This window comes from Porcincola sp. LCP21S3_C12 (assembly GCF_052118625.1).
Classification (GTDB): domain Bacteria; phylum Bacillota; class Clostridia; order Lachnospirales; family Lachnospiraceae; genus Porcincola.
In genome coordinates this window covers 54908-79475 of the sequence record NZ_JBQKGW010000001.1, presented here as the reverse complement: position 1 = coordinate 79475, position 24568 = coordinate 54908, and the positions used below count along the sequence as shown (strand labels likewise).

21 protein-coding genes and 1 other RNA gene are annotated in these 24568 nt (G+C 54.6%); 9 read left to right on the top strand and 13 right to left on the bottom strand.

Translation table 11 applies throughout. The features are described from left to right. Positions 1-3: 3 nt before the first annotated feature. The 7 genes from ACTQ1N_RS00260 to ACTQ1N_RS00230 form a co-directional block, all read right to left on the bottom strand. Positions 4-2205, bottom strand: coding sequence for a DNA topoisomerase (locus ACTQ1N_RS00260; RefSeq protein WP_441953481.1), 2202 nt, complete (start codon positions 2203-2205; stop codon positions 4-6). 25 nt (positions 2206-2230) lie between these two features. Then, positions 2231-3325, bottom strand: a complete 1095-nt coding sequence (gene asd / locus ACTQ1N_RS00255; RefSeq protein ID WP_441953479.1) for an aspartate-semialdehyde dehydrogenase — start codon at positions 3323-3325, stop codon at positions 2231-2233. Between the two features lie 97 nt (positions 3326-3422). Beyond that, positions 3423-4823, bottom strand: a complete 1401-nt coding sequence (gene argH / locus ACTQ1N_RS00250) for an argininosuccinate lyase (protein WP_441953477.1) — start codon at positions 4821-4823, stop codon at positions 3423-3425. A gap of 15 nt (positions 4824-4838) precedes the next feature. Beyond that, positions 4839-5492, bottom strand: a complete 654-nt coding sequence (locus ACTQ1N_RS00245; protein ID WP_441953823.1) for an epoxyqueuosine reductase QueH — start codon at positions 5490-5492, stop codon at positions 4839-4841. 4 nt (positions 5493-5496) lie between these two features. Further along, on the bottom strand, positions 5497-5937 hold the full coding sequence (gene dut / locus ACTQ1N_RS00240; RefSeq protein WP_441953475.1) for a dUTP diphosphatase: 441 nt from the start codon (positions 5935-5937) through the stop codon (positions 5497-5499). 88 nt (positions 5938-6025) lie between these two features. Continuing rightward, positions 6026-6889, bottom strand: a complete 864-nt coding sequence (locus ACTQ1N_RS00235; RefSeq protein WP_441953473.1) for a YitT family protein — start codon at positions 6887-6889, stop codon at positions 6026-6028. Between the two features lie 102 nt (positions 6890-6991). Beyond that, positions 6992-7585, bottom strand: coding sequence for a TetR/AcrR family transcriptional regulator (locus tag ACTQ1N_RS00230; protein WP_441953471.1), 594 nt, complete (start codon positions 7583-7585; stop codon positions 6992-6994). A 200-nt stretch (positions 7586-7785) separates the two neighbouring features. On the opposite strand from ACTQ1N_RS00230, the gene ACTQ1N_RS00225 reads away from it, so the two are divergent. The 6 genes from ACTQ1N_RS00225 (at position 7786) to ACTQ1N_RS00200 (ending at position 15352) form a co-directional block, all read left to right on the top strand. Further along, complete coding sequence (locus ACTQ1N_RS00225; RefSeq protein WP_441953469.1) at positions 7786-9498, top strand: L-lactate permease; 1713 nt, start codon at positions 7786-7788, stop codon at positions 9496-9498. A 142-nt stretch (positions 9499-9640) separates the two neighbouring features. Next, positions 9641-10348, top strand: a complete 708-nt coding sequence (gene deoD, locus ACTQ1N_RS00220) for a purine-nucleoside phosphorylase (RefSeq protein WP_441953467.1) — start codon at positions 9641-9643, stop codon at positions 10346-10348. Between the two features lie 178 nt (positions 10349-10526). Beyond that, positions 10527-11639, top strand: a complete 1113-nt coding sequence (locus ACTQ1N_RS00215; protein ID WP_441953465.1) for a BMP family ABC transporter substrate-binding protein — start codon at positions 10527-10529, stop codon at positions 11637-11639. A 148-nt stretch (positions 11640-11787) separates the two neighbouring features. Beyond that, positions 11788-13332, top strand: a complete 1545-nt coding sequence (locus ACTQ1N_RS00210) for an ABC transporter ATP-binding protein (RefSeq protein ID WP_441953463.1) — start codon at positions 11788-11790, stop codon at positions 13330-13332. Further along, positions 13329-14420 (top strand): ABC transporter permease, encoded by a 1092-nt coding sequence (locus tag ACTQ1N_RS00205; RefSeq protein WP_441953461.1) that lies wholly within the window; start codon positions 13329-13331, stop codon positions 14418-14420. Before ACTQ1N_RS00210 ends, ACTQ1N_RS00205 begins: the two co-directional genes overlap by 4 nt. Then, positions 14417-15352 carry an ABC transporter permease gene (locus ACTQ1N_RS00200; RefSeq protein ID WP_441953459.1) on the top strand — a complete coding sequence of 312 codons (936 nt, stop codon included), beginning with the start codon at positions 14417-14419 and terminating at the stop codon, positions 15350-15352. Before ACTQ1N_RS00205 ends, ACTQ1N_RS00200 begins: the two co-directional genes overlap by 4 nt. A gap of 140 nt (positions 15353-15492) precedes the next feature. On the opposite strand, the gene ACTQ1N_RS00195 is transcribed toward ACTQ1N_RS00200, so the two are convergent. From ACTQ1N_RS00195 to ACTQ1N_RS00185, 3 genes are all read right to left on the bottom strand, one after another. Continuing rightward, the gene (locus ACTQ1N_RS00195; RefSeq protein ID WP_441953457.1) at positions 15493-16434 is read right to left on the bottom strand and encodes a PfkB family carbohydrate kinase; all 942 of its coding nucleotides are present in this window, start codon (positions 16432-16434) and stop codon (positions 15493-15495) included. Positions 16435-16603: 169 nt separating this feature from the next. Next, positions 16604-17398, bottom strand: coding sequence for an SDR family NAD(P)-dependent oxidoreductase (locus ACTQ1N_RS00190; protein ID WP_441953455.1), 795 nt, complete (start codon positions 17396-17398; stop codon positions 16604-16606). 6 nt (positions 17399-17404) lie between these two features. Continuing rightward, entirely contained in the window at positions 17405-19081 is a 1677-nt protein-coding gene (locus ACTQ1N_RS00185; protein ID WP_441953453.1) for a M3 family oligoendopeptidase, read from the bottom strand. 274 nt (positions 19082-19355) lie between these two features. Here ACTQ1N_RS00185 and ssrS point away from each other — a divergent pair. After that, a non-coding RNA gene (ssrS, locus tag ACTQ1N_RS00180) (6S RNA) lies at positions 19356-19541 on the top strand. Between the two features lie 135 nt (positions 19542-19676). Further along, on the top strand, positions 19677-20708 hold the full coding sequence (gene queA / locus ACTQ1N_RS00175; protein ID WP_441953821.1) for a tRNA preQ1(34) S-adenosylmethionine ribosyltransferase-isomerase QueA: 1032 nt from the start codon (positions 19677-19679) through the stop codon (positions 20706-20708). 317 nt (positions 20709-21025) lie between these two features. Here the strand turns inward: queA and vapC are convergent, their stop codons facing one another. Then, complete coding sequence (gene vapC, locus ACTQ1N_RS00170; protein WP_441953819.1) at positions 21026-21424, bottom strand: type II toxin-antitoxin system tRNA(fMet)-specific endonuclease VapC; 399 nt, start codon at positions 21422-21424, stop codon at positions 21026-21028. Positions 21425-21426: 2 nt separating this feature from the next. Next, positions 21427-21660: a type II toxin-antitoxin system antitoxin VapB gene (gene vapB / locus ACTQ1N_RS00165; protein ID WP_441953451.1), complete on the bottom strand. Its 234-nt coding sequence runs from the start codon at positions 21658-21660 to the stop codon at positions 21427-21429. Between the two features lie 241 nt (positions 21661-21901). On the opposite strand from vapB, the gene ACTQ1N_RS00160 reads away from it, so the two are divergent. Next, a complete protein-coding gene (locus ACTQ1N_RS00160; RefSeq protein ID WP_441953449.1) occupies positions 21902-23290 on the top strand; it encodes an MATE family efflux transporter in 1389 nt (462 codons plus the stop codon). 208 nt (positions 23291-23498) lie between these two features. On the opposite strand, the gene ACTQ1N_RS00155 is transcribed toward ACTQ1N_RS00160, so the two are convergent. Further along, positions 23499-24512 (bottom strand): glycoside hydrolase family 5 protein, encoded by a 1014-nt coding sequence (locus ACTQ1N_RS00155; RefSeq protein WP_441953447.1) that lies wholly within the window; start codon positions 24510-24512, stop codon positions 23499-23501. Between the last annotated feature and the right edge of the window lie 56 nt (positions 24513-24568).

Genomic DNA, 24568 nt, shown 5'->3' with positions numbered 1-24568 from the left:
TTGTTAACCTCCATCCTGATCAGATTTCCTGTCTGACTGCCCGGCTGTCCTTCCGGAAGCCTTTCCGGACAGTCCTTTTGCAGCTTTTGCCTTTGTTTTTCCCGACGTCCTGCGTTTTCCGGAGCCGCCTGCATAACCTGTGACCGTTCTTGCCTTGTAGAAAGCGGCCGCTTCATTATACATCGGAACCATCTGTGATTCATTGTGAACACCTTTGACATAGTTTGTCCACTTTGACACATACCCGTCCATCGTCTCCGTATACTGCTCAGGGGTTACCTTTCCGTCGGCTACATAGCCCAGCCCCTTTTCCCAGCTGGCTGTCAGCGCCGGGTCAAGCAGTGACCGGATCGAGCAGCGGACCACATCGTAGATCATCTCGCCGAGGAGCGTCGGTGTCAGAATCTGCGTCTTGCTGCTGAGGGCGATGTAGCGGTTGTTCACGAGCTTTTTGAGAATTTCAGCCCGCGTCGCGCTTGTCCCGATGCCGGTTGAACGGATCTGCTCGCGGAGCTCCTCATCCTCGATCAGCTGACCGGCATTCTCCATCGCGAGGATCATCGATCCCGAATTGTACCGCTTTGGCGGCGAGGTCTTTCCCTCCCGGATCTCATATCTGCTGACGGGAAGCTTCTCTCCCTTCCGGAGCTTCTCCAGAACTTCGCCAAGCGCCTGGTCTGCAGCTTCCTTGTCTGAAGCTTCTTTGTCCGCAGCCTCCTGGACAGAAGCCTCCTCCCTGTCATCTGCCCCTTCCTTCCCGGCAGCGGCCGGATTCCCCTGAGCGTCTTTTTGTTTTTTCATGACGGCCAGATATCCTTCATCCTCCAGCACACGATAAGAGGAGAAAAATTTCTCGCCCTCCGCGTCCAGCGTCAGGGAGATCTTCCGGTATATGGCCGGTGGATAAAAGATCGAGAGAAAGCGTCTTACAATCGCACAGTAGACGCCGTATTCTGTTCCCTTCAGACTCCTCAGCGCCCCGAGCCCCTGCCCGGTTGGAATCAGCGCATAGTGGTCGGTAATCTGCTTGTCATCGACATATTTCGTCTTTGCGATCGTCTTCCACTTTCCGTCATCCAGCGCCTTTTTTGCGTATACAGCTGCCGGCTGAAAATTCAGAAGCCCTTTGATGTTGCGGTCAATTTCCTTTGAGATCGCGGTGGAGAGGACGCGCGCGTCGGTTCTTGGATAGGTGACGAGCTTCTTCTCATACAGATCCTGAACATAATTCAGAGTCTGATCCGGGCTGATGTGGAACATCCGGCTGCAGTCATTCTGAAGCTCTGCCAGATTATACAGAAGGGGCGGGTTCTTCTTCTCCGTCTTCTTCTCGCACTTGTCCACAACGGCTTGAAGAGGCAGGTTTTTTGAAAGATCCCGGACAAAGGCTTCCGCGTCCTCCCGCTTTCTGAAGCCATTTTGTGCGTACAGAAGCGGTGAATTCTCGTACCTGGAGCCTTTGACAGCCCGCCATTCGGCGGAGAATGGAGAACCATTCTTTTCCGTCAGCAGGAAAATGCGGTAGAAGGGCGTTTCCTGAAAGCAGCGGATTTCCCGCTCCCGCTTCACGACCATGCCGAGAACACAGGTCATCACCCGCCCGACAGAGACCACGCAGTATTTTTCACCGAGATAGGCGGCCATTGAGCGGCCGTACCGGAGCGTCAGCGCGCGTGAAAAATTAATTCCCATCAGGTAGTCTTCCTGTGCGCGCAGGTAGGCGGAGGACGCCAGATTGTCGTAGGCACTGAGCGGCTTTGCCTCATGGATCCCGCGCCGGATCTCCTCCTCCGTCTGCGAGTCGATCCAGACGCGGCGCTCATCCTTGCCCCTGACGTCTGCCATCTGACGGACAAGCCGGTAGATGTACTCTCCCTCACGCCCGGAGTCGGTACAGACATAGATCCGCTCCACATCCGGTCGGTTGAGCAGTTTTTTCACCACAGAAAACTGCCTGCGGGCAGAGCCGATGACTTCATATTTGTATGTGCTCGGAATAAAAGGAAGAGTATCCAGGCTCCACTTCTTGTACTTCTGGTCGTAGACCTCCGGATAACTCATGGTGACCAGATGGCCGAGACACCAGGTCACGACAAGATGTTCGGATTCCTGGTATCCATCGCCCTTGGACATGGATTCTCCAAGCGTCGCGGCAAACTGCTGCGCGACGCTTGGCTTTTCAGCGATAAACAGATATTTTCCCATGCTGGTTCTGAACGTTGCCTGAACTTTACTTGCGGGCGATGTAGCCGAGCGAGACAAGCGTCTCTGCACAGAGCACAGCGCCGCCGGCAGCCCCCCTCAGAGTATTGTGCGCCAGGCCGATGAACTTCCAGTCATAGACGGTATCCTCTCTCAGCCTGCCGATCGAGACTCCCATTCCATGCTCATAATCGACATCCAGCGTAACCTGAGGCCGGTTGTCCTCCTCCAGATACTGGATGAACTGCTCCGGCGCAGACGGCAGATGATGCTCCTGCGGATAGCCGGAGAAATGGACGAGCCGGTCGATCAGTTCCTCCTTCGACGGATGCCTGCGCATCTTCAGGAACACAGCCGCCGTGTGGCCATTCAGAACCGGCACGCGGACACACTGACAGGTGATGACCGGTTCCTTTGCCGGGACAATAACGCCATCCTCAAGCCTGCCGAGGATCCGGAGCGGCTCCCGCTCGCTCTTCTCCTCCTCGCCGCCGATGTAAGGGATGATGTTTCCGATCATCTCCGGCCAGTCCTTAAAGGTTTTTCCGGCGCCGGAGATCGCCTGGTAAGTCGTGATGACAGCCTCATAGGGCTCATATTCCTTCCATGCAGCCAGAGCCGGCGCATAGGCCTGTATCGAGCAGTTCGGCTTGACGGCGATGAAGCCTCTCGTGGTTCCGAGCCGCTTTCTCTGGAACGGAATCACATCAAAATGGCTGAGATTGATCTCCGGAATAACCATCGGGACGTCTGGTGTCCAGCGGTGCGCGCTGTTGTTGGAGACGACCGGTGTTTCCGTCTTCGCGTACGCTTCCTCGATCTTCCGGATCTCATCCTTCGTCATATCAACTGCCGAAAAGACCATATCGACCTGCCCTGCGACAGCCTCGACATCCGAAACATTCATGACCTTCATGTTCCGGACAGCATCCGGCATCGGTGTATCCATCTTCCATCTTCCGCCGACTGCTTCCTCATATGTCTTGCCTGCGCTTCTTGCAGAAGCCGCGAGGACTTCGATCTGGAAATACGGATGATCCGAAAGAAGCGTTACAAAACGCTGGCCGACCATGCCGGTCGCTCCGAGAATTCCGACCCTGAGTTTTTCCATCTTCATCTCCATTCCGCCGCCCTCCGGGCAGCATCATCTTTGCTTCCAACCGGTTTTTAAAACTCTAAACCGAATTGTTCATGCTGTCAAGGCTGAGGAGCGGTGCCCGTCAGATCTCCAGACTTTCGTCCGCTTCTCCCGAAAGATACGCACGGCAGGCGGCAATCTCCCTGTCCATTGAGCGGGCGGACGGAGCACCCTCCGTCAGACGCTTTTCCACGCAGGTTCTCAGACTGATGGCCTCGTAGATATCCGCATCAAACCGGTCAGAAAACTGTCTGAATTCCTCCAGAGACAGGTCATCCAGTGCCTTTTTATGATCGATGCAGTACAGAACCATCCGGCCGATGATTCCATGCGCATCGCGGAACGGCACCCCTTTCTCCACCAGATAGTCCGCCGCATCTGTTGCATTTGTAAACCCGTGTTTTGCGGAAGCTTCCATCACATCCGGGCGGAACTGGCAGGTGCGGATCATGTCGTCGAACAGCGGGATCTCGATCTTCAGCGTGTCAATCGCGTCAAAGGTCAGCTCCTTGTCCTCCTGCATGTCCTTGTCATATGCCAGCGGAATACCTTTCATTGTTGTCAGGAGGGAGACGAGGGCCGCATAGACACGTCCCGTCTTCCCGCGGACGAGCTCCGCGATATCCGGATTCTTTTTCTGCGGCATGATCGACGAGCCTGTGGAATACGCGTCGTCCAGCTCCACAAAGCGGTACTCGTTGCTGTTCCAGATGATGATTTCCTCAGCGAAACGGGACAGGTGCATCTGGCAGATTGCCAGCGCATCCAGAAACTCGATCAGGTAATCTCTGTCAGATACGCCATCCATCGAGTTCCGGCAGGGGCCGTCAAAGCCAAGCTCTCTGGCTGTGAAGTTCCGGTCAAGCGGGTAGGTCGTTCCGGCCAGCGCACCGGAGCCAAGCGGACACAGATCCATCCGCTCCCGGATGTCTGAAAGACGCTCGCGGTCACGGCGGAACATCTCAAAGTAGGCCGCCATGTGATGGGCAAGCGTGACCGGCTGCGCCTTCTGGAGGTGCGTAAATCCCGGCATGAAGGTCTCCTTGTTGGCCTCCATCACGGAGAGCAGCGTCTGCAGAAAATGTCTGAGCAGTCTGCTGATTTCCCCGATTTCGTCCCGGATGTACATCTTCATATCCAGCGCGACCTGGTCGTTCCGGGAGCGCCCTGTATGCAGCTTTTTCCCGGCGTCCCCGATCCGGTCAATCAGGTTGGCTTCCACGAAGCTGTGGATATCCTCGTAAGCATCCGAGAACGCAAGCCTGCCGTTTTCGATGTCCTCCAGAATGCCGGAGAGTCCGTCCACAATCTGTCTCATCTCGTCGTCTGTCAGGATGCCCTGCTTCCCGAGCATCGTGGCGTGAACGATGCTGCCCCGGATATCCTGCCTGTAGAGTCTTCTGTCATATGGAAGAGAATCGTTGAATTTCTTTACAAGATCGTCCTGCTGTTTTGTGAATCTTCCGCCCCAAAGCTGTGCCATTGAGATGCTCCTTTCTCAGACCTCTGCCTGCCGCTTTTCCCGCTCACGCTGCGTTTTTGAATATACACAGCCGCAGAAATCCTGCCTGTACAGCTGGTGCTCCTGCGACAGCTGCACAGACCGCAGATAACCGTTTTTCTTTTTAAAATCGGACGGCAGGTGCCGGACACCGTATTCTGCCTCCAGTTCCTGCCCGATCTCGTTGATCTTCTCCGCGTTTTTCAGCGGAGAGATGGAAAGGGTTGTCGTGAAATAATCGTAGCCGCCCGCAGCCGCAAGCTTCGCTGCCTCCTCCATCCGGAGTCTGTAGCAGATGAAGCACCGCTCTCCTCCCTCCGGCAGAGACTCCAGGCCCTTCACCGCACGGTGAAAGATGGAGGGGTCATACCAGCCCGGAAGGAAATCAATCGGATAGCGCGGCTTCATTTCGGAAATGAGGCGCATCAGCTCTTCTTCCCGGAAGCGGTACTCTTCCTTCGGCTCGATATTCGGATTGTAAAAGAAATCTGTAATCTGAAAATAATCGCTCAGATATTCGAGGACATAGCTTGAACACGGAGCGCAGCAGCTGTGAAGAAAGAGCCTTGGCGGCTTCCGCCCGGCTTCATTGTCCGCCTCAATGTGTTTCAGCAGAGCATCCAGCTGCCTCTGGTAATTGATCCTGTTCATCTTCTCAAGCCTTCCCGGTGTGGCCGAAGCCGCCATCCCCGCGTCCTGTCTCATCGAGCGTCCCGGCTTCCTCAAATTCAGGCGCAAGGTACGGCAGAATCACAAGCTGCGCGATGCGCTCTCCCCGCTCGATGACCCGGCTCTGGGATGAGTCATTGTAGAGGGCGACCTTGACCTCCCCCCTGTAGTCCGAATCGACGACGCCGACGCAGTTCGACGGCCGCAGCCCCTCCTTCACAGACAGCCCGGAACGTGCAAAAATCCCGCCGAAATAGCCGGACGGAACGGCCATCGAAAGGCCTGTCCCAATCAGCTTTGTCTCCCCCGGAGCCAGCTCAATGCGTTCCTCATCCATGCAGGCACGCAGGTCCGCCCCTGCAGCCTCTGCGGAACCGCGCGCCGGAAGGACAGCGTCCTCCCTGAGTTTTCTGACTGCAATCTTCATATCCATTTCTCCCAATTCTTCCCGCAGTCCTTCAGTCTCTCCCTGCGCGGGAAAAACTGCAGTCTGCTGTCTCTCAGAACAACCGGCCTTATGCGGACAGGCGCTTTTCAAACTCGCCGAACACACTCGTCCTGGGGTTGCTGAAGATAAATGCGGCCGGATCGATAGTCTCCGCTTCTTTTTCAAGAAGCCCCAGCTCGTATTCGGAGAGAACCGCCACGACAACCTTGCAGGGCTTCCCGGACCAGGCGCCCTTCGCATCGATCACCGTCGCGCCGCGGTCCAGCTTCACATTGATGAACTGTATGAAGGCCTCATTGTGTTCCGAGATGATGTTGACCGTCACCAGGTTGTTCTGCTTGTGATAGCGGTCAATCATAATGGAGGCAAATGCCTCCGCCACCAGGCTGTAGACGGCTGTCTGAAGCGAATACCGAAGACCGGCAAACAGATAGACGCAGGCGTTGACAGCCAGATTGACACGGCCCACCGACAGCTTCCGGTACTTTTCCGTGAGCATCATCCCGAGCAGGTCCGTCCCGCCGGAAGAACCGAAGCCCCGGAACGTGATCGAGGTGCCGATTCCCTCCAGACACCCTCCGACAACCGCCATCGCAAAGACGTTGTCAAGTACCATATGGTCCGGAATCGGAATGAAATTCATGAACAGCGTTTCCACAAGGACAATCAGGAATGTGAACGCGATCGAGGCTTTCCCAAGAATCTTCAGCCCGATCAGAAAAAGCGGAACATCCAGGCAGAAATACACAATCGGCTGCAGATTTATCCGGATATGGAAAACAGACGCAAGCCCGCCGGCCACCAGCTGGGAGATCCCGACAAACCCGCTGGAATACATATGGGCCGGGACGATGAATGTATTGAACGCGATGCAGTAGATGAGCGAGCCCATCAGACAAAGCATCAGATTTTTCGGTGTCAGATGTTTCATACGATCAGAACCTGGCTTTCATCATGTGCAGGAAGTCAGCAGCGCGCAGGGGCGCCGAATGCATTGTATCCCGCCCATCTTAACGCAGATGACCTTCCCCGGTCAACACGGGACATCGGGCTGCGGATTCTGCAGAATATGCTGTACACCGGTAAATGCGATCTTCGATACGCTGTTCGAAAGCTCCTCCAGGGAGCAGGGAATCTTCCCCTGCATCCAGTCCCGGTAGGCGGCGCCCGCCCCACCGACAAAGAACCGCACCTGAATACGGAGATTGCTCACCGGAAGGGAGGAATGTCTCGCATAGATCTCTGTCAGGACATCGACCGCAGTGTCCTGCGCTGTATTCCAGAAAAAATCAAGGTCCGGGCTGCAGGTCACCATCTTCAGAAAATCAAGATTCTCGGAGACGAGCGAAACAGCTTCCTTCGTGAAAATCTGCCTGTCAAATTTCAGCGAGAAAAAACTTCTGAGTGTCAGACGCTTCAGAATGTCCTTCGTCTTTGCCGCCGTGAACTCGCGGATCAGGTCCTGGACAGACGTATAGTGAAGGTAAAAGGTCTTCCGGTCAATGTCCGCCTCGCGCGTGATCTCCGCGACGGTGATCTTCTCGGTTCTTTTTTTCTCCAGAAGCCTGAAGTAGGCCTCCTGGATGGCTTTCTTTGTCTTCCTGACTCTTCTGTCTGTCTGAATCATGCTGTCTGCTTCTCCCCGGTCTGGCTGAATCTGTGGAAAATCATGCTGTTTGCTTCTCCCCAATTTGACTGAATCTGTGGAATAAATCCCGCCTTCGGAATTTCTGACCATTGAAAGAACACGCTCACGCGTGAATAATACCACATGTGTGGATATTTGCACAGAGGTCCAGTCCAATATGATCAGGGAGGGTAAAGCACATGAAAACAGCTCAGATTGTCTGCATTCTGGCCGCGTCAGCGCCGTTTCTGGCCGCGCTGGTCCTGATGGCCTTTTTTAATTTCACATCCGGGAAGGCACTTTTGATTTCTTATCTGATGGCTGTCTTTTCGGCCCTTTTTCTATGGAAGATGGACCTTGCCGGCATCGCTTCCGCAAGCCTGTACGGCGGGCTGAAGGCCCTTGATCTTCTGCTGATAATCGGCGGGGCCATCCTCCTGCTCAATGCGCTCAGGGAAACCGGCCTGATGGCCGTCATCTCCAGTGTCTTTCAGCGGATCAGTCCGGACAGGCGGGTTCAGGCGCTGATCATCGGGTATCTGTTCGGCGCTTTCATCGAGGGAGCCGCCGGATACGGCACACCGGCCGCAATCGCCGCGCCTCTTCTCGTCGGCCTGAGCTTTCCTCCTGTTGCAGCCTGCTCGGTCGCGCTCATATCCAACAGCACCCCTGTCCCATTCGCCGCTGCGGGAACCCCCATGAACAGCGTGATGGTGAATCTGGAAGCGCAGCTGCGTCAGAACGGCGGAACGGTCGCGCGGATGACGCAGGAGACAACGATGAAAACCGTGCTCTACCTCGGCACAGCCGGCATTCTGGTTCCGGTGATGGTTGTCGCCGTTCTTGTACTGTCCTGCTCCAGGCACCGGAGACTGGCATCCATTCTGGAAATGCTTCCGTTCTGCGTCTTTTCCGGACTTGTGTTCATTGTTCCCTACATGCTGCTCGGCTGGTTCGCCGGTCCTGAATTCTGCTCGATTGCGGCCAGCGCGTTCGGGATGGCAGCCGCTTCCCTGGCAGCCCGCAGACATTTTCTGACGCCTCCGTCCGTGTGGACGTTTGAAGAGAACGGGCAGGCCGCAAAACCGGCTTCCGGCTTGCGCGATACACGTTCCGGCCAGCCAGGCCTGCAGAGGCCAGAGCGCCTGACCGGCCAGCCAGACCTGCAGAGGCCAGAGCGCCTGACCATCCGGAAGGCCTTCCTCGCCTGGCTGCCGTACATGGTGATTGGCACTGCCCTCCTCCTGACAAGGATTCCGGCTTTCGGTCTCAGAAAGCTGCTCTCCTCTCTCTCCTTCACCATACGCCATGTCGGCGGCCAGGCAGATCTGGACTATCAGTTTGCACCACTCTATAACCCCGGTATCTTTCCGTTTCTTGCGACGGCCCTGGGAACAATCTTCGCCTGCCGGAAAAAACTGAAACGGTCGGCCACAGCGCGCATCTTCTCGGGTACCGGAAGGCAGCTTCTGAAAATTGCGATTCCGCTTGTCTGCGGGATGTCGATGGTCCAGATTATGACCGGATCCTCGGACAACGCAGCAGGACTTCCCGGAATGCTGACGCTGATCTCACAGACGCTTGTGAATCTGTTTGGAAAAGCCTTTCCTGTGCTGTCTCCGGCGCTTGGTGTTTTCGGCGCATTTGTCTCAGGCTCCTGCACGGTATCCGGCATTCTGTTCGGACCGCTTCAGTATGAAACGGCGCTGGCCCTGAACCTTTCGGCCCCCTCGATCCTGGGCCTTCAGATGGCCGGCGGGGCGATCGGGAATATGGTCTGCATCCACAATGTCGTGGCTGTCTCCTCCACAGCCGGCGTAACCGGGAAAGAAGGGGCGATCATTCGGAAAAACCTTCTGCCCTGCGCGGTCTACACCGCTGCCGTTCTGCTTGTCTACGTCCTGCTGTCCTGATCAGGCGGCTCCTCTGCATGCCATTTGTGTGAATCTGACAGATTTTTATTCATGCATCCTTTCTGTATGGTTGATTCTGTTTATAAGTATGCTATAATTTAAACAACTTTACCAACAACATTTACAAAGGAGGCATGATCGTATGTCTACTCCCCACAATAGTGCTGCACCAGGTGATATCGCCGAGTCGATTCTGCTCCCGGGTGATCCGCTCCGGGCAAAGTACATTGCAGAGCATTTCCTGGAGAACCCGGTTCAGTTCAACTCTGTGCGCAATATTCTGGGCTATACCGGCACCTTCGAAGGGAAAAAGGTTTCCGTCATGGCAACCGGGATGGGCATCCCGTCGATCGGGATCTACACCTACGAGCTGATTCATTTCTACGGTGTGAAGAATCTCATCCGGATCGGCTCCTGCGGCGCAATGCAGCCGGACCTGAAGCTCGGTGACATCGTGATGGCGGAGGGCGCCTGCACAGACAGCAACTATGGCGCGCATTTCAATCTGCCGACCCAGTTCTGCGCGGTGGCATCCTTCCCGCTCCTGAGACGGGCCGTCGAGATTGCGGATGAGGAGAAGTTCCGCTATCAGGTCGGCCTGGTCAATTCCACCGATGTCTTCTATCGGAAGAACGATCCCTGGAAGGCGATGGCGGAGATGGGGGTTCTGGCCAGCGAGATGGAAAGCTACGCCCTCTACTGCAATGCCGCGGAGGGACATGCGAATGCACTGGCGATGTTCACCGTTTCCGATTCCATGGTGACCGGTGAGTCGATGTCCGCTCAGGACAGACAGACAAGCTTCCGGGATATGATGAAGGTCGCGCTGAGAACGGCCGTATCCGTATAAAGTCCCGATCCCACTGATAAGCCTTGCCGGCAGGGGACATTCCGCATGAACACGCCTGCCGGCTGTGTCTTATACAAGTACCGTTTCCCGCAGAAAGGAAACGGCATTCCATCATGTACTGTCCCGCCTGACGGGCGGCACACACATTTTCGTCTCATATTAAAAAGGAGGAACGGATATGAGAAAAGCAAACAGAGTATGGTTGGCAGCAGTTCTTGGAGGAGCGCTCGCAGTCACATCCGCAGCGGCTGCTTTTGCCGGCGAGACCGAGGCATCCACAGAACCTTCGACAGAGGCTACTGCTGACTTTACCGGTTCCGGAAAAGTCGCATATGTCTGCACAGGACTCGGCGACATGTCCTTCAATGACTCCGGCGAGGTCGGCATGAATGTCCTCCGCGCAGCAGGTTATGATGTCAATACCATCGAGACCGGCGAGGATGCCTCTACCTACGATCAGCTGATCCAGAACGCTCTGGAAGACGGATGCGACTACATGGTTGTCTCCTCCACCTACCAGGACAACGTCGAGGCGATCGCGGATCAGTATCCGGATACCAAGTTCATCCTCTTCGATATCAACTCCGATTCCGAAGTCGCGGCGGACAACATGCTCTACATCTACTTCAAGCAGAATGAGTCCTCCTACCTGGGCGGAATCGTTGCAGCCGGCCTCTCCAAGACGGGTGCGATCGGTGCTGTCGGCGGCGTCGAGAACCCGGTCATCAAGGATTTCATCACCGGATACATTGATGGCGCACAGGCGCAGAATCCGGACATCAAGGTCTCGACCGCATGGGTCGGCGACTGGTCCAATTCCGCTAAGATGAAGGAGCTGTGCGAAACCCAGAACTCCGCAAAGGGCGTCGATGTCTTCTTCCCGATCGCAGGCGGCGCAGGAACCGGTGCCTTCGAGGCAGCGAACGAAGTCGGCGATATCTGGACCCTCGGCGTAGATTCCGACCAGTACAAGGCATTTGAGAAGGATAACCCAGACTATGCGAATGTCATCGCGACCTCTGTCACGAAGGAAGTCGGCACCATGCTGGTCAATGTATTCAAGAACATCGACGATGCAAAGTGGGGTACCCTTGAGGCAATGGGCGTCAAGGAAGGCGCTGTCGGCATCGCGGACAATGACTACTACGAAAAGGTTGTCCCGCAGGATATCAAGGACGCAGTCAAGAAGGCTGAGGCAGGCATCGCGGACGGCAGCATCACACCGAAGTCCTACTTCGACTTTGCTTCCGATGACGAGTATCAGTCTCTGATTGACTCCGTCAATCCATAAAGCGGACACAGTCAAAGCACAGCGAAGAAGCAGTAGATAAAGCGTATCAGGGCGGGAAGATGGCGCTCCATCTCCCGCCCGTTTCGCATCAGATCAGGTAGGCTCAGGCAAGCCGTCTTTTGAGGCTGTCTCAGATGAGGAGATTTGCATGGAAGCCCTGAAAATGGAAAATATCACGAAGATCTATCCCAATGGCTTCGTGGCAAACAAGGGGATCACTTTCTCTGTCGAGGAGGGAGAGATCCACGCACTTGTCGGTGAGAACGGTGCCGGCAAGACAACCCTCATGAAGGTGCTGTTCGGTATGGAACAGCCGCAGGAGGGCAGAATTTTTGTCGGGGGAAAGCAGGTTAAAATCACCTCTCCCCTCGATGCAATCGCAAAGGGCGTCGGTATGGTACACCAGCACTTCATGCTCGTGCCGTCGATGACAGTTGCCCAGAATGTAACCCTCGGAATCGAGCCCAGAAAGCACGGGCTTGTGGATAACGAAGCCTGCGTGAAGATGACGCAGCAGCTTTCAGACAAGTATCAGTTCGGCCTTGATGCCTCCGCGACGGTCAGCGAGCTCTCCGTCGGCCTGATGCAGAAGGTCGAGATCCTCAAGGCACTTGCGAGAGGCGCAAAGGTTCTGATTCTCGACGAACCGACGGCAGTCCTGACCCCGCAGGAGACGAAGGAGCTGTTCGAGCAGCTGAAGCTTCTGAAAAAGAGCGGGCATTCCGTCATCTTCATATCTCATAAGCTCGAGGAGGTCATGGAGCTGTGCGACAATGTCACGATCCTGCGGCACGGCTACTGCAATGGCTCCTACCCCATCTCCGAGCTTGATGAACGCAAGCTTTCCCGCCTGATGGTTGGCAGAGATGTCATCCTGAAGATCGAGAAGCCGGACCCGAAGCCCGGAAAGCCGGTCCTCGAGGTGAAGAACCTGGAGAAGCTCTCCGATGAAGGAAAGGTTGTGCTTGACCACATCACCTTCACCATCCGGGAAGGGGAAGTCCTCGGAATCGCCGGTGTCGAGGGCAACGGACAGAACTATCTTTCCGACTGCATTTCCGGCATGCAGGAATATGACAGCGGCGATGTTCTGCTGAATGGAAAGAGTATCTCCGGCAGAAAGATCAGCGATATCCGGAGAAGCGGCATGAGCCACATCCCCGAAGACCGCATGACGGTCGGCTGTGTCAGCACGATGTCCATCATGGACAATGTGATGGCGGACCGCTTTGACCGCCCTGAAAACATGAAAGGGCTTTTCCTGGACCGGCAGAAGGCCATCGCCCAGACGGACGCCCTGATTAAGGAATTCGAAATTTCCTGTGATGACCGTTCCGAGGAGATCCGGCTGCTCTCAGGCGGAAACATCCAGAAGGTCGTCGTCGCACGTGAATTCACGTCGGGAGCGAATTTCGTTCTGGCAAACCAGCCGACCCGCGGCGTTGACGTCGGTACCGCGGAGATGATCCGCAAGTACCTTGTCCGGCAGGTCCGTGAGAAACAGATCGCTTCTCTTCTGATCTCGGCCGACCTGAACGAAGTGCTGGAAGTCAGCGACCGACTCCTCGTCATAAGACAAGGAAAGATCGTGGCCGCATTTTCAAAGGCATCCATGGTATCCGAGGACGAGCTCGGCGAGTACATGCTCGGGATCAAGACCATGACGCCGGATGAGATGGAGGGGCTGCTGTGAATAAGACAAAGAGAATTGAGAATACCTTCGATGTGGTCAGAATTCTGATCGCAATCCTGCTGGCTTACCTGATTGCGCTGATCATTCTGGCGCTGATTTCAGACGACCCCTGGAATGTCATTTCGCTGTTCATCATCGGGCCGTTCAACTCCAGGAAGCACGTAGGCGATATCTTCACGCTGATGATTCCGCTGGTCTTCACCGGTCTTTGCATGTGCTTTGTATACGCAATCAACAAGTTCAACCTCGCCGGAGAGGGCGCGGTCAACCTCGGCGGCTGCCTGGCTGCCTGTGTCGCGATCGCGCTGAGAGACACCGCGGTTCCGGGATGGCTCGCGATTATCCTCTGCATCATCGTCGGCGCGCTTGCCGGTATGCTGTCGGCCGCCATCCCCGCGGTCGCGGATCAGGTTTTCCACGCGGATGTCTGCGTCATCTCGCTGATGCTGAACTACATCCTGCTGTACTTCACAACGTACATCCTGAAGAATGTCATCAAGGACCAGGGTGCTTCTGTCACGGCCTCCTACAAGCTGGGCAGGAAGGTCAAGCTGGCAAACCTGGTTCCGGGCACGCAGATCCACATCGGTCTTCTGATCGCCCTGGTCTGTGTGGTCTTTGTGGCCATCCTGTTCTACAAGATGCCCTTTGGGTATAAGATGCGCGCCGTCGGCGTCAACCCGTCGTTTGCAAGGTACATCGGAATCCCGGTCGGCTCCACCATCATCCTGTCGCAGGTCATCGGCGGCGCATTTGCAGGGATGGGCGGCAGCGTCCAGATTCTCGGGATGTTCCCGCGCTACAAATGGGAAAGCCTGACAGGCTACGGCTTTGACGGTCTGATGATCGCGGTGCTCGCGAGGAAGAATCCGGTTCTTGTTCCGCTCTCCGCGTTCCTGATCGCGTATATCCGAACAGGCGCAAGCCTGGTTGCGACCAAGACGCAGATCCCGCCGGAATTTGTCTCGATCATCCAGGGGATCATCATCGTCCTGGTTGCCGCTGAGATGTTCCTGTCCGGCTGGAAGAAGAAGCTCATCTTCAGCGCGGCGAAGAAGAGTCTGAAGGAAAAGGAGGCGAAGGCATGAGCGCACTGCAAATCGGATCATTTTTGTATTCTGTGCTGAGGCTTTCCACTCCTCTGATCTTTGCGGCACTGTCCGCAGCGATCTGTGAGAAAGCCGGACTGTTCAATATGGCAGCGGAGTCCATGATGCTCTGGGGCGCCCTGATCGGCGTCATGGTCAACGGCTGGACCGGAAGCGTCTGGCTTGGATTTCTCGGAGGCTGCTGCGCGGGCGTCGTCACAGGCCTTCTGATCGCCCTGGCGACCGTCAAGGGAAAGGCCGATCTCATGCTCGCACAGATCGCGATCAACCTCGCCTCGGGCGGCGGAACCATCTTTATGCTCTATGTGGTGACAGGTGACAAGTCCACTTCCGCCATGACCATCAAGTCCCAGTCTCTTCCGAAGATTGCGCTTCCGTTCTTAAAGAACGTCCCGGTCATTGGAAGGATGCTCAATAACCAGAATCTGCTGACCTACGGGGCCATTCTTGCCGCCATCCTCCTGATGATCTTCATCAAGAGATCCCGCACCGGTGTCCATATCCGGGCGGTCGGCGAGAATCCGAATGCGGCTGAATCGGTCGGAATCTCCGTCTCAAAGACATATTTCCTGACCTGGGCCATCTCCGGACTGCTCGGCGGGATCGGCGGCGTATTCATGTCGATGGGCTACACCTCGGCATTCACCAAGAATATGGTTGCCGGGCGCGGATACATCGGTCTGTGCGCATCCTCCATGGTGCACGGCAACCCGATCGGCGCGATGCTGTGCGCGATGGTGTTCGGCGTGTCCGATGCCATTGCCAACCAGCTCCAGCTGACCAACGCGCCGGTTGACCTGGTCATGATGCTCCCCTATGCCGTCACGATCATCGTTCTGATTATCATCTCCGTGATCAAGATGAAGGCACATGTCAGAAAGATCAAGAACAAGGCATCCCAGGTCGTCTGACATCAGACTTGCAGAATCCCGCTCTTGAAGCGGCGATGCATCTTCCTGGATAAAGCAGAAGAAAGACCAGCCGGGCATCTTCCGGCTGGTCTTTCTCTGTGTCTGCCGATTCTCTTTCCTGTGTCTGCCGATTCTCTTTCTCAGCCTGCCGATGTCACGCCGCCCTCTGTCTGAATCAGATGAAGCCGTTCAAACTGTTCGTCTGACAGAAGGGCGCCGTCTGTGCAGACCACCTCGGCCGAGACCCGGTTTGCCAGCCTGACCGCTTTCCCGAAGGAAAAGCCAAGCTTGCGAAGGGCAATGATACTGCCGATGTGGCTGTCTCCCGCCCCGATCGCATCGCCTCCATGCTCTTCCGCAATCGGAACAGCCGGAATCAGTTCATAGTTTCCATCCGGATAGGACAGATAGCAGCCCTTCGATCCAAGCGTGATGATGGCGAGGTTTCCGGTCTGATCGGTCAGCCTGCTCCCTGCCTCATGCAGGGTATCCGCTCCGGTAAATCTTGACGCCTCATCCAGGTTGAGGTGCAGAATCGGATGAAGTGCCAGGAGCCTGTTCATTTTTCCCTCCGGAATATTGCAGATCCGGGCGCTCGGCGCAAAGAAGATGGTATATTCCGGATGACGCTCCAGATACTCGATCATGTTGATTCCCGTCGGCTCCTCGACTTCCAGGCCGCACAGATAGACCGTGTCGATCTGTGAAGCGTCCAGCCGGTCAAACCACCCCGGCTGAAAGCGGTACTCTGCCCCATGGTAGCAGATAAAAGTACGCTCTCCGTCCGGCTCCACCAGACAGTAGCAGCAGCCATTCTCCTCCGCCGGAGACGGGGCCGCTGAGACAATGCCGCGATCCTTCAGCTTTGCCCGGACGAAATCCCCATACACCCCTGTTCCGATCGGATAAAATGGAATAAACGGCACACCAAAGTGTCTCAGGCAGTCCGATACATTGTAGGCACAGCCTCCGAGCGACATATCCTGCCCGTATACATTGATGTCTTCCCCTCTTTTCGGCAGATGATCAACATGGATGACAACATCCACCACCGCCGATCCCGCTACAAGTACCTTTTTCACACGAGCCTTCCTTTCCTGCTTCATCCGATCATTCTGTTTTATTCGATCATACAGTTCCGGACATCTGCCGGATACTGATGATCCTGTCTTATGTTCCAGCCGCATCCCGCAGGCCGTATCTCGCAGGACGCATCCTGCAGACCGTGTCTCCCAGACCGCGCCTTACGGCTCAGATTCTCCGGAGCAGGGCCCAGATACCGGCCATCAGTTCATTCGGAATGATTTTGCCGAAGATCCTGTGGAGCGTGCAGACCGGCCCCGGGGTGGACACCGCAAACCGGTTCATGGTGTCTGCCATAGACCATCTGGCGACGGTTGAGCGGCTGGATGCCAGTACAAAGTGGCGGATACAGGAATGCGTATCCGCCTCCTGTGCGACCGGAATGAATTCTGTATCCTTGATCCAGTACGGACAGACCGCGGTCACAGAGATTCTTCTGCTTAACAGCTCCACCCTCAGCGACCTGGAATACCGATACAGAAAGGACTTCGATGCACAGTAGATTCCGAAATACTGAAAAGCCGAAAAAGCTGCCGTTGAACAGACATTCAGAATCCTGGCGCCTTCCTGCATATACGGAATGGACAGCTGGCACATGAGAACGGGCGCCTTGCAGTTCAGATCAACCATGCGCCCGGCATCCCGCTCCGATATATCCGCATAGCTTCCGATTTTTCCAAAGCCGGCGGCATTGATCAGAAAAGCAATGTCCGGCTTCTCCGCCTCGTAAAGGTGCCTGATTTCTGATTCGAATGAAGGACTGGTCAGATCAAGCGGGACCACCCTCAGCGGGATCCTGACGTCTCCCTGGAGGGCCTCCAGCCTGTCCCTTCTGCGCGCGATCACCCAAATCTCATCCAGTTTCTCCTCCGGATGCGCGGCCAGGCGCTCATCCAGCAGCCTTACATACTCTCTTCCGAGGCCGCTGGAAGCCCCGGTGACAACTGCAATTCTTTTCAACATCCTACCTCACAGGTTCATCCGGTCTTCGAGCTGTCTGACAACGCTCTTCAGGCATCCATCCTCAAACGGGTTCACAAGCCCTGCTTCCTTCACCAGCCCCGGGAAGAAATCCGAAGCGGACAGCCTGCACAGCTTCAGATAACTGCTCCAGGCACTCTTGTAATCCCTGTCCATCCAGACCTTGTACTGAAGTGCATCCGTCTGAGCGATACAGTAGTCGATGTAGTACAGCGGACAATCATAGATATGATGCTGCTTCTGCCAGAAGCCGCCCTGCTCATAGTAGTCATTCCCGGAATAATCCAGGTGAGGCTTGTACTGCCGCTCCAGGTCCCGCCAGACCTCGTTGCGGGTCTTCGGGTCAAGAGACGGATCGTCATAAATGATATCCTGGAACTCGTCGACCATCGTCCCGTACGGGATAAAGCAGCAGCTGTCCTCAAAGTGCATGTCCACATAGTCCTTCGCGCGCGCTCCGAAGAACAGATTCATCCAGGGCTCGGTGAAGAATTCCATCGACATGGAGTGCGTTTCAGCCGTCTCCATCGTGATATCCGCATGCTCCCGGATCGGATCATCGGCGACAAGCCAGCCCTGGAAGGCATGTCCGCACTCATGCGTGATGACATCCGCATCTCCGGAGGTTCCGTTGAAGTTCGCGAAGATGAATGGAGCCTTGTAGTCCGGCAGGTACGTCATGTAGCCTCCGGTCTTCTTTGTCCTGCGCCCGATTACGTCAAACAGATGATTGTCGCACATGAAGTCCATGAACTTTCCGGTCTCCGGTGACAGCTCACGGTACATCTTCCGTCCGGCTTCCAGGATCTCTTCCGGTGTACCAACCGGCGCCGGATTCCCGTTCTGAAAGTAGACTCCCTCGTCCTCAAAGTGAAGGCTGGAGAGGCCGAGGCGCTGTCTGCGTCTTTCATGGAGCTGCTCCGCAAATGGGACAAAATCCTGCTTCACCTGCCTGCGGAACTCTGCTATATCACTCCGTGTGTAGCAGTTGCGCATCATGCGGCAGTATCCGAGGCCGAGATAGTTCTTATATCCCATCTGTTCCGCCTGTTTCGTGCGGCACTTTACCAGCTTGTCGTAGAAGTCGTCCAGTTCCTCCTTGTGAGCAGAGAAAAAGGCGGAATACTTCTTCCATGCCTCCACGCGCACTGCCTTGTCCGGACTGTGCAGATACGGGTTCATCAGGGAAAGGTTCAGGGTCTCGCCATTCCAGTCAATCTTCGCGGTTGCAAGAAGCTGGTTGTATCCGCTCTGAAGCTTATTCTCCTCCTGCATCAGCGGCAGAATCTTCTCGTCCACCGACTTCATCGCGAGTTCGATGTTCTTGAACGCAACCTTGCCGATCTTCTCCTCCAGGTACGGTCTGAACTTCGAATGGAAAAGCATCTTCTGATAACGGACGTTCAGGTTCTGGATGTCCGGCATCACGGCATCATAAAAATCCTGCTCTCCCTTATAAAATTCATCTGTCATATCGATATCATGCCGGATCTCCGCCAGTGTCGATTCTGTCATGATATGGCCGATTATCTTATAATAGTCTTGATGGACCGCAAACTGCTTCTCTCCGCTGTCCGCCTCCGTAAAACGCTTCTCCAGATCCGCAAAATCCTTTCTTACAGCTTCCATGTCGATGCGGCTGTACGGCATCTCCTCGAATTTCATTCCTGCCTCCGTTCTCTTCTCACTATCAGATCATCTTCTGTCTGCGGGCTCCGCCCTTTCGAATGTATGTCCATGATAATACGTCGAAACCGCATTATCAAGCCGCTCTGCCCGGGATTCAGAGACCGCTTTGCCGGATCCAGCGCCCGCTCTGCCCGGGCAAAGCACCCGGCTGATCTGCGCCAGAATCATTTTCCGGATGCTGCCGACATGGTTGACATCTCAAAAAGCCAGTGCCATAATGTTCTCAGACAAACACAGCAAACACAGAAATCTTATCCTGGGGTGTGCGGCAGTTCCATCTATTTTTGAACCTACATTGACGTGAAAGGGTTCCCTATGATTGCCGTGCGGATGTCAGGCCTCCTTGCAGAGGAAGGCTGAAGTACGGCTGCGGTTACCCACCTTGGCTTATGAGCTAGGGAGTCAAAAAGTGGGGCACCGGCATTCTGGGGGTTGAGATCAAAGGGGACGTGGCGACACGTCCCTTTTCATTGAATTCACGAGACGTTGTTCGCGCGGCCTGTCACTGTGCCGGCGATGGATTTGAAAGGATGTCCGGGACGAAAGTCCCGTGAAGGGAGAATATATGCAGCTGAAGACAAGTGATTTTTACTATGACCTTCCGAAGGAACTGATTGCGCAGGATCCGCTCACGGACCGCGCCGCTTCCCGGCTGATGGTTCTGGACAAGAAAACCGGCGAGGTGGAGCACCATATCTTCCGGGATGTCATCAACTACCTGAATCCGGGCGACTGCCTTGTCATCAACAACACAAAGGTGATTCCCGCGCGGCTGATCGGAACGAAGGCTGATACAGGTGCCAGCATCGAGGTTCTTCTGCTCAGGCAGCTCAAAGACCGTGAGTCAACCTGGGAGACGCTGGTCCGTCCTGGGAAAAAGTGCAAGGTCGGGACGAAGATATCGTTCGGGGATGGTCTTCTGACCGGCGAGGTTGTGGACATTGTCGAGGACGGCAACCGCTATATCCGGTTCAGCTATGATGGCATCTTCGAGGAGATTCTGGACAAGCTCGGGCAGATGCCGCTCCCGCCCTACATTACCCATACGCTTCAGGATCGCTCCTACTACAATACAGTGTACGCAAAGTTCGATGGATCCGCGGCCGCGCCGACAGCCGGGCTTCATTTCACGAAAGAGCTGCTGAAAGAAATCCAGGACAAGGGCGTCGGCATCGCGCAGCTTACGCTGCACGTCGGGCTCGGCACCTTCCGCCCCGTCAAGGTCGACAACATTGAAGAGCATCACATGCATGTCGAGCACTGCATGATCAACGAAGCCACGGCAAAGCTGATCAATGACACGAAGAAAAACGGCGGACGGATCATCGCCGTTGGAACGACTTCCTGCCGGACCCTGGAGTCCATGGCGCAGGATGACGGAACTGTCCGCTCCGGAGAGATGGACACGGGAATCTTCATATACCCCGGCTACAAATTCAAGGTGATGGATGCGCTGATCACGAACTTCCACCTGCCGGAATCGACACTGATCATGCTTGTCTCCACCCTTGCCGGCAGGGAAAATATCCTGAACGCTTACAAAATCGCTGTCCAGGAGCGCTATCGCTTCTTCTCATTCGGGGATGCCATGCTCATCCAATGAAGCCTCTGGCATCTGAAGCTCCTGGCATCGTACGCTTTCACTTCCAGCCATCCGGTTCTTCCGGATGGCTCTTTTCTTCTCCACGAGCTGTCTTCCTCCTCATTCACCGCTCACCTCCCTATTGACATTCATTCTTCCTGGACTCACATGCCTGATGAGCAGCAGACCCGCAATCTTTATTAATGATGCCTATTTTGACAGCCTCATGCGGAAGAACTCTCACTACACAGAGGAGATCATGAATATTGCTGCCGTACAATCAATCTCCTTAATTTGTCCACAGATCCTTTGCTTCTTACGATTCTGTTACAGGCTCCTTATGCCCAGTTATCGAGCTTCAATCCTGACACTCTTGCAAACTCTTTTGTATTATTTGTCACCACAGTCAGATCCAATGCCCTCGCGTGTGCGGCGATCAGCATGTCATTGGAGCCGATTGGTGTGCCTTTCTTTTCAAGCTCTGACCGGATATCGCCATATTCCACAGCCGCACCGGCTTCAAACGGCAGCACAGCAATGTTGGACAGGAACGAGGCAAGTGCCAGCTGGTTTTTCTCCGGTTTGCTGCTCTTGTTGACCCCATACTGCATCTCTGCAAGCGTGATCGCCGAGATACAGAACTCTGCCGGGTCATACTGCTGAAAGTGTTCGAGGACAGATTCTGGTTTATGCCTGATGATATAAATCACCATGTTGGTATCGAGCATGAACCTGATTGTCATAATGTTTCCCTCTCCTCTGTCTTAAGATCCCCGCGGCCATCTTTCATGAAATCGTCCGTGAACATATCAAGCGACTGGAGCAGGCCTGCCCATCTGTTTTCTTTTGGGACGAGTATCACAATTTTTCCAATGCGGTTCACATCCACTTCATCCGTATCAAACCTGAAATCTTTCGGAAGCCTGACTGCCTGGCTCCCTCCGTTTGTAAATACTTTTGCTGTTTCTACCATACCTATCACCTCCTGTTACTTTAAGTATATACATAAATATATACTTATCAAGATGCGAATCAAGAATCTCTTCTTAAAAACTGGCGTCTCGGATTACAACTCAGCTTCTTTTTTGCAATTGAAAAATCTCAATTCATTTATAACATCTGGGTATTCCATATATTCTGTGTTAAAATAAAAGACCGTGCCATCAATCATAAACTGGATCGCCGATAAAAAGAAAGAGGGAGTACTTTTCATTATGGAACAAACAACGATGAATGTTCAAACTGGCAATAAGATGGGTGTCATGCCCATCCGGAAGCTGATCGTCAACATGTCCGTTCCCATGATGATTTCCATGCTGGTGCAGGCTCTCTACAACATCGTGGATTCCGTCTTTGTCGCGAAGATCAGCGAGAATGCACTGACAGCGGTTACGCTTGCTTTCCCCATGCAGAATCTCATGATCTCTGTAGGGGCCGGCACCGGCGTCGGCATCAACGCTCTGCTGTCCCGGGCGCTCGGTGCCAGAGAATTTGACAAATCAGACAAGGCGGCGAACAACGGCATCTTTCTGGCCTTCCTCAGCTTTGTCGTCTCCACAATTCTCGGACTGACAATCACGGGGCCCTTTATCAGGAGTCAGACATCCTCCGCGGATATTATTCAATACGGCGATGCCTATCTCGGTATTGTGATGACGCTCTCCTTCGGACTCTTCATGCAGGTCACCTTTGAGCGGCTGATGCAGTCCACCGGAAGAACCATGTTGAGCATGATTTCGCAGCTTACAGGTGCGATCATCAATATTTTCCTTGATCCGGTTATGATCTTCGGCCTGCTGGGCTGCCCGAAACTCGGAGTGGCCGGTGCTGCATACGCAACGGTCATCGGTCAGACCGTCGCATCGGTCCTTGGCTTTCTGATGAACCTGAAATTAAACCGCGAGATCCATATCAGCGCCGGTGCTATTCTTCATCCGGATATAAAAATCATCGGCAGAATCTATTTTGTCGGCGTACCGTCGATCCTGATGATGAGCATCGGTTCCGTCATGACCTACCTGATGGATCTGATCCTGATCGCCTTCTCGACAACCGCGACGGCTGTTTTCGGTGTGTATTTTAAACTTCAGAGCTTCTTCTTCATGCCGGTATTCGGTCTTAACAACGGCCTGATCCCGATTCTGGCTTTCAACTACGGAGCCAAGCACAAACGGAGAATCAACAAAGCCCTTAAATTTGCCATGCTGCTTGCGATCTGCGTGATGCTCTGCGGAACTGCCACCTTCGAGGTGATTCCCGACAGACTTCTCGATCTTTTCAGCGCTTCTCCGGAAATGAAACAAATGGGTGTTGTCGCGCTTCGGACGATCGCCATCCATTTCCCGATAGCGGCTATGGGTATCGTTATGAGCTCCATCTTCCAGGCATTTTCAAAGAGCTTCTATTCTCTCTTTGTCTCCCTTGGAAGGCAGCTTGTCATCCTGATCCCGTCCGCGTGGCTTCTCGCAAAGACCGGAAACGTCAACAACGTCTGGTGGTGCTTCTTCATTGCGGAAATCGCTTCCTTCATTCTGTCACTGATCTTCTTCCGGAAAGTTTATCAAAACGATGTTTCGCCCCTTCCGGATGACGGAGTAGAATGATCACGTCTGATAAATACCATAAAAACCGGAACACCATATAGCGGTGCTCCGGTGATAACATCATTTCCCTCCAGAATCAGGCTGCTGCTGCCGCGATCAGCGCGCAGCAGCTGATCGCATGACCAGATGAGCCTGTGGATTTTGTGTTTTAGTCTCTCATTTCAGATTTCCGTATGTATCGATGGACATATTTTTTCATCCAGTACGTTCAGTCTGTCATCATCTTCTTCAGCCACATCCCGGTCTCTGACAGGTCCTTGTCTGTCCATCCGCCATTTGCTTCTGTAACATCCGGTTTCAGCAGGGAAGCCGCCTCGTTCTTATTGCAGAGGCTCCAGCCAGCGTAGCTCAGATGATATGCCTGGATCAGATCCTCCCACTTCTGCGCAGAGTCAAGGTCGATGGAGCCATTGCCGGACGCATCACAGATGCTGAACTCTGAGATAAAGACCGGCGTTCCTGCCTGATGTGCCTCCACAAGCTTCTGGCGGAGGTCATCCTTATGCGTTGCTGCGTAGAAGTGGAGATCATACATGAGATTGCCGCCCTCCGTGATCGGGTCCTCCGCTGCCTGATCAACATCCTGGCTCCAGTTTGGCGTACCGACCAGAATTACAGCATCAGGTGCGTGCTCCCGGATGACCGGAATTACTTTCTCAGCGTATTGCTTGATCTCCGCCCAGGTTGTTCCGCCGTTCGGCTCATTGCAGATCTCGTAGAGAACCCGTCCGTTGTCCTGATACTTCTCCGACATCCGGCTGAAAAAATCCAGTGCCTGATCCTCATATTTCAGGGGAGTCAGATCGTGAAGGACATGCCAGTCAATGATCACATACATTCCAAGATCGGCCGCAGCCTTCACGCCGGTGTCAATCGTCTCCTCCAGCTTTGTCCGGTCTCCGTCGGTGCAATAGCCGCCACTTTCATCCGTGTACACGGCCAGACGAACCAGGTTGGCATTCCAGTCGTCCCGCAGCGTCCGGAATGCCCCCTCATTGACATACTGGGGAAACCAGGCAATACCGTGTGTGCTGACCCCCTTCAGCTGGAAAAGATTCCCCTGCTGATCCACCAGATCTGTTCCGTTTACCGAGAGTTTTCCATGGATGGCATAGGGTGTCTCAACCGCGTCCGCCCATACGATTTTCTCTGGACTTTTCCACATCCAGGAGAAGGCAATCGTCCCAGCCAAAAGAATGATTGCTGTCGAATGATATTTCATCACATCCTCCTTCTGCAGCTATCGGGACGCATGGTGGATGCTCTTCCACCTGCACA

What these genes read in the sequence shown, in the direction of transcription:
- asd (WP_441953479.1), bottom strand. Translation starts at nt 3,325, where the DNA reads ATGGAGATGAAGATGGAAAAACTCAGGGTCGGAATTCTCGGAGCGACC.
- deoD (WP_441953467.1), top strand. Translation starts at nt 9,641, where the DNA reads ATGTCTACTCCCCACAATAGTGCTGCACCAGGTGATATCGCCGAGTCG.
- ACTQ1N_RS00245 (WP_441953823.1), bottom strand. Translation starts at nt 5,492, where the DNA reads ATGAACAGGATCAATTACCAGAGGCAGCTGGATGCTCTGCTGAAACAC.
- ACTQ1N_RS00200 (WP_441953459.1), top strand. Translation starts at nt 14,417, where the DNA reads ATGAGCGCACTGCAAATCGGATCATTTTTGTATTCTGTGCTGAGGCTT.
- dut (WP_441953475.1), bottom strand. Translation starts at nt 5,937, where the DNA reads ATGAAGATTGCAGTCAGAAAACTCAGGGAGGACGCTGTCCTTCCGGCG.
- ACTQ1N_RS00190 (WP_441953455.1), bottom strand. Translation starts at nt 17,398, where the DNA reads ATGTTGAAAAGAATTGCAGTTGTCACCGGGGCTTCCAGCGGCCTCGGA.
- ACTQ1N_RS00230 (WP_441953471.1), bottom strand. Translation starts at nt 7,585, where the DNA reads ATGATTCAGACAGACAGAAGAGTCAGGAAGACAAAGAAAGCCATCCAG.
- ACTQ1N_RS00215 (WP_441953465.1), top strand. Translation starts at nt 10,527, where the DNA reads ATGAGAAAAGCAAACAGAGTATGGTTGGCAGCAGTTCTTGGAGGAGCG.
- ACTQ1N_RS00225 (WP_441953469.1), top strand. Translation starts at nt 7,786, where the DNA reads ATGAAAACAGCTCAGATTGTCTGCATTCTGGCCGCGTCAGCGCCGTTT.
- ACTQ1N_RS00210 (WP_441953463.1), top strand. Translation starts at nt 11,788, where the DNA reads ATGGAAGCCCTGAAAATGGAAAATATCACGAAGATCTATCCCAATGGC.
- ACTQ1N_RS00160 (WP_441953449.1), top strand. Translation starts at nt 21,902, where the DNA reads ATGGAACAAACAACGATGAATGTTCAAACTGGCAATAAGATGGGTGTC.
- ACTQ1N_RS00155 (WP_441953447.1), bottom strand. Translation starts at nt 24,512, where the DNA reads ATGAAATATCATTCGACAGCAATCATTCTTTTGGCTGGGACGATTGCC.
- vapB (WP_441953451.1), bottom strand. Translation starts at nt 21,660, where the DNA reads ATGGTAGAAACAGCAAAAGTATTTACAAACGGAGGGAGCCAGGCAGTC.
- argH (WP_441953477.1), bottom strand. Translation starts at nt 4,823, where the DNA reads ATGGCACAGCTTTGGGGCGGAAGATTCACAAAACAGCAGGACGATCTT.
- ACTQ1N_RS00260 (WP_441953481.1), bottom strand. Translation starts at nt 2,205, where the DNA reads ATGGGAAAATATCTGTTTATCGCTGAAAAGCCAAGCGTCGCGCAGCAG.
- ACTQ1N_RS00185 (WP_441953453.1), bottom strand. Translation starts at nt 19,081, where the DNA reads ATGAAATTCGAGGAGATGCCGTACAGCCGCATCGACATGGAAGCTGTA.
- ACTQ1N_RS00235 (WP_441953473.1), bottom strand. Translation starts at nt 6,889, where the DNA reads ATGAAACATCTGACACCGAAAAATCTGATGCTTTGTCTGATGGGCTCG.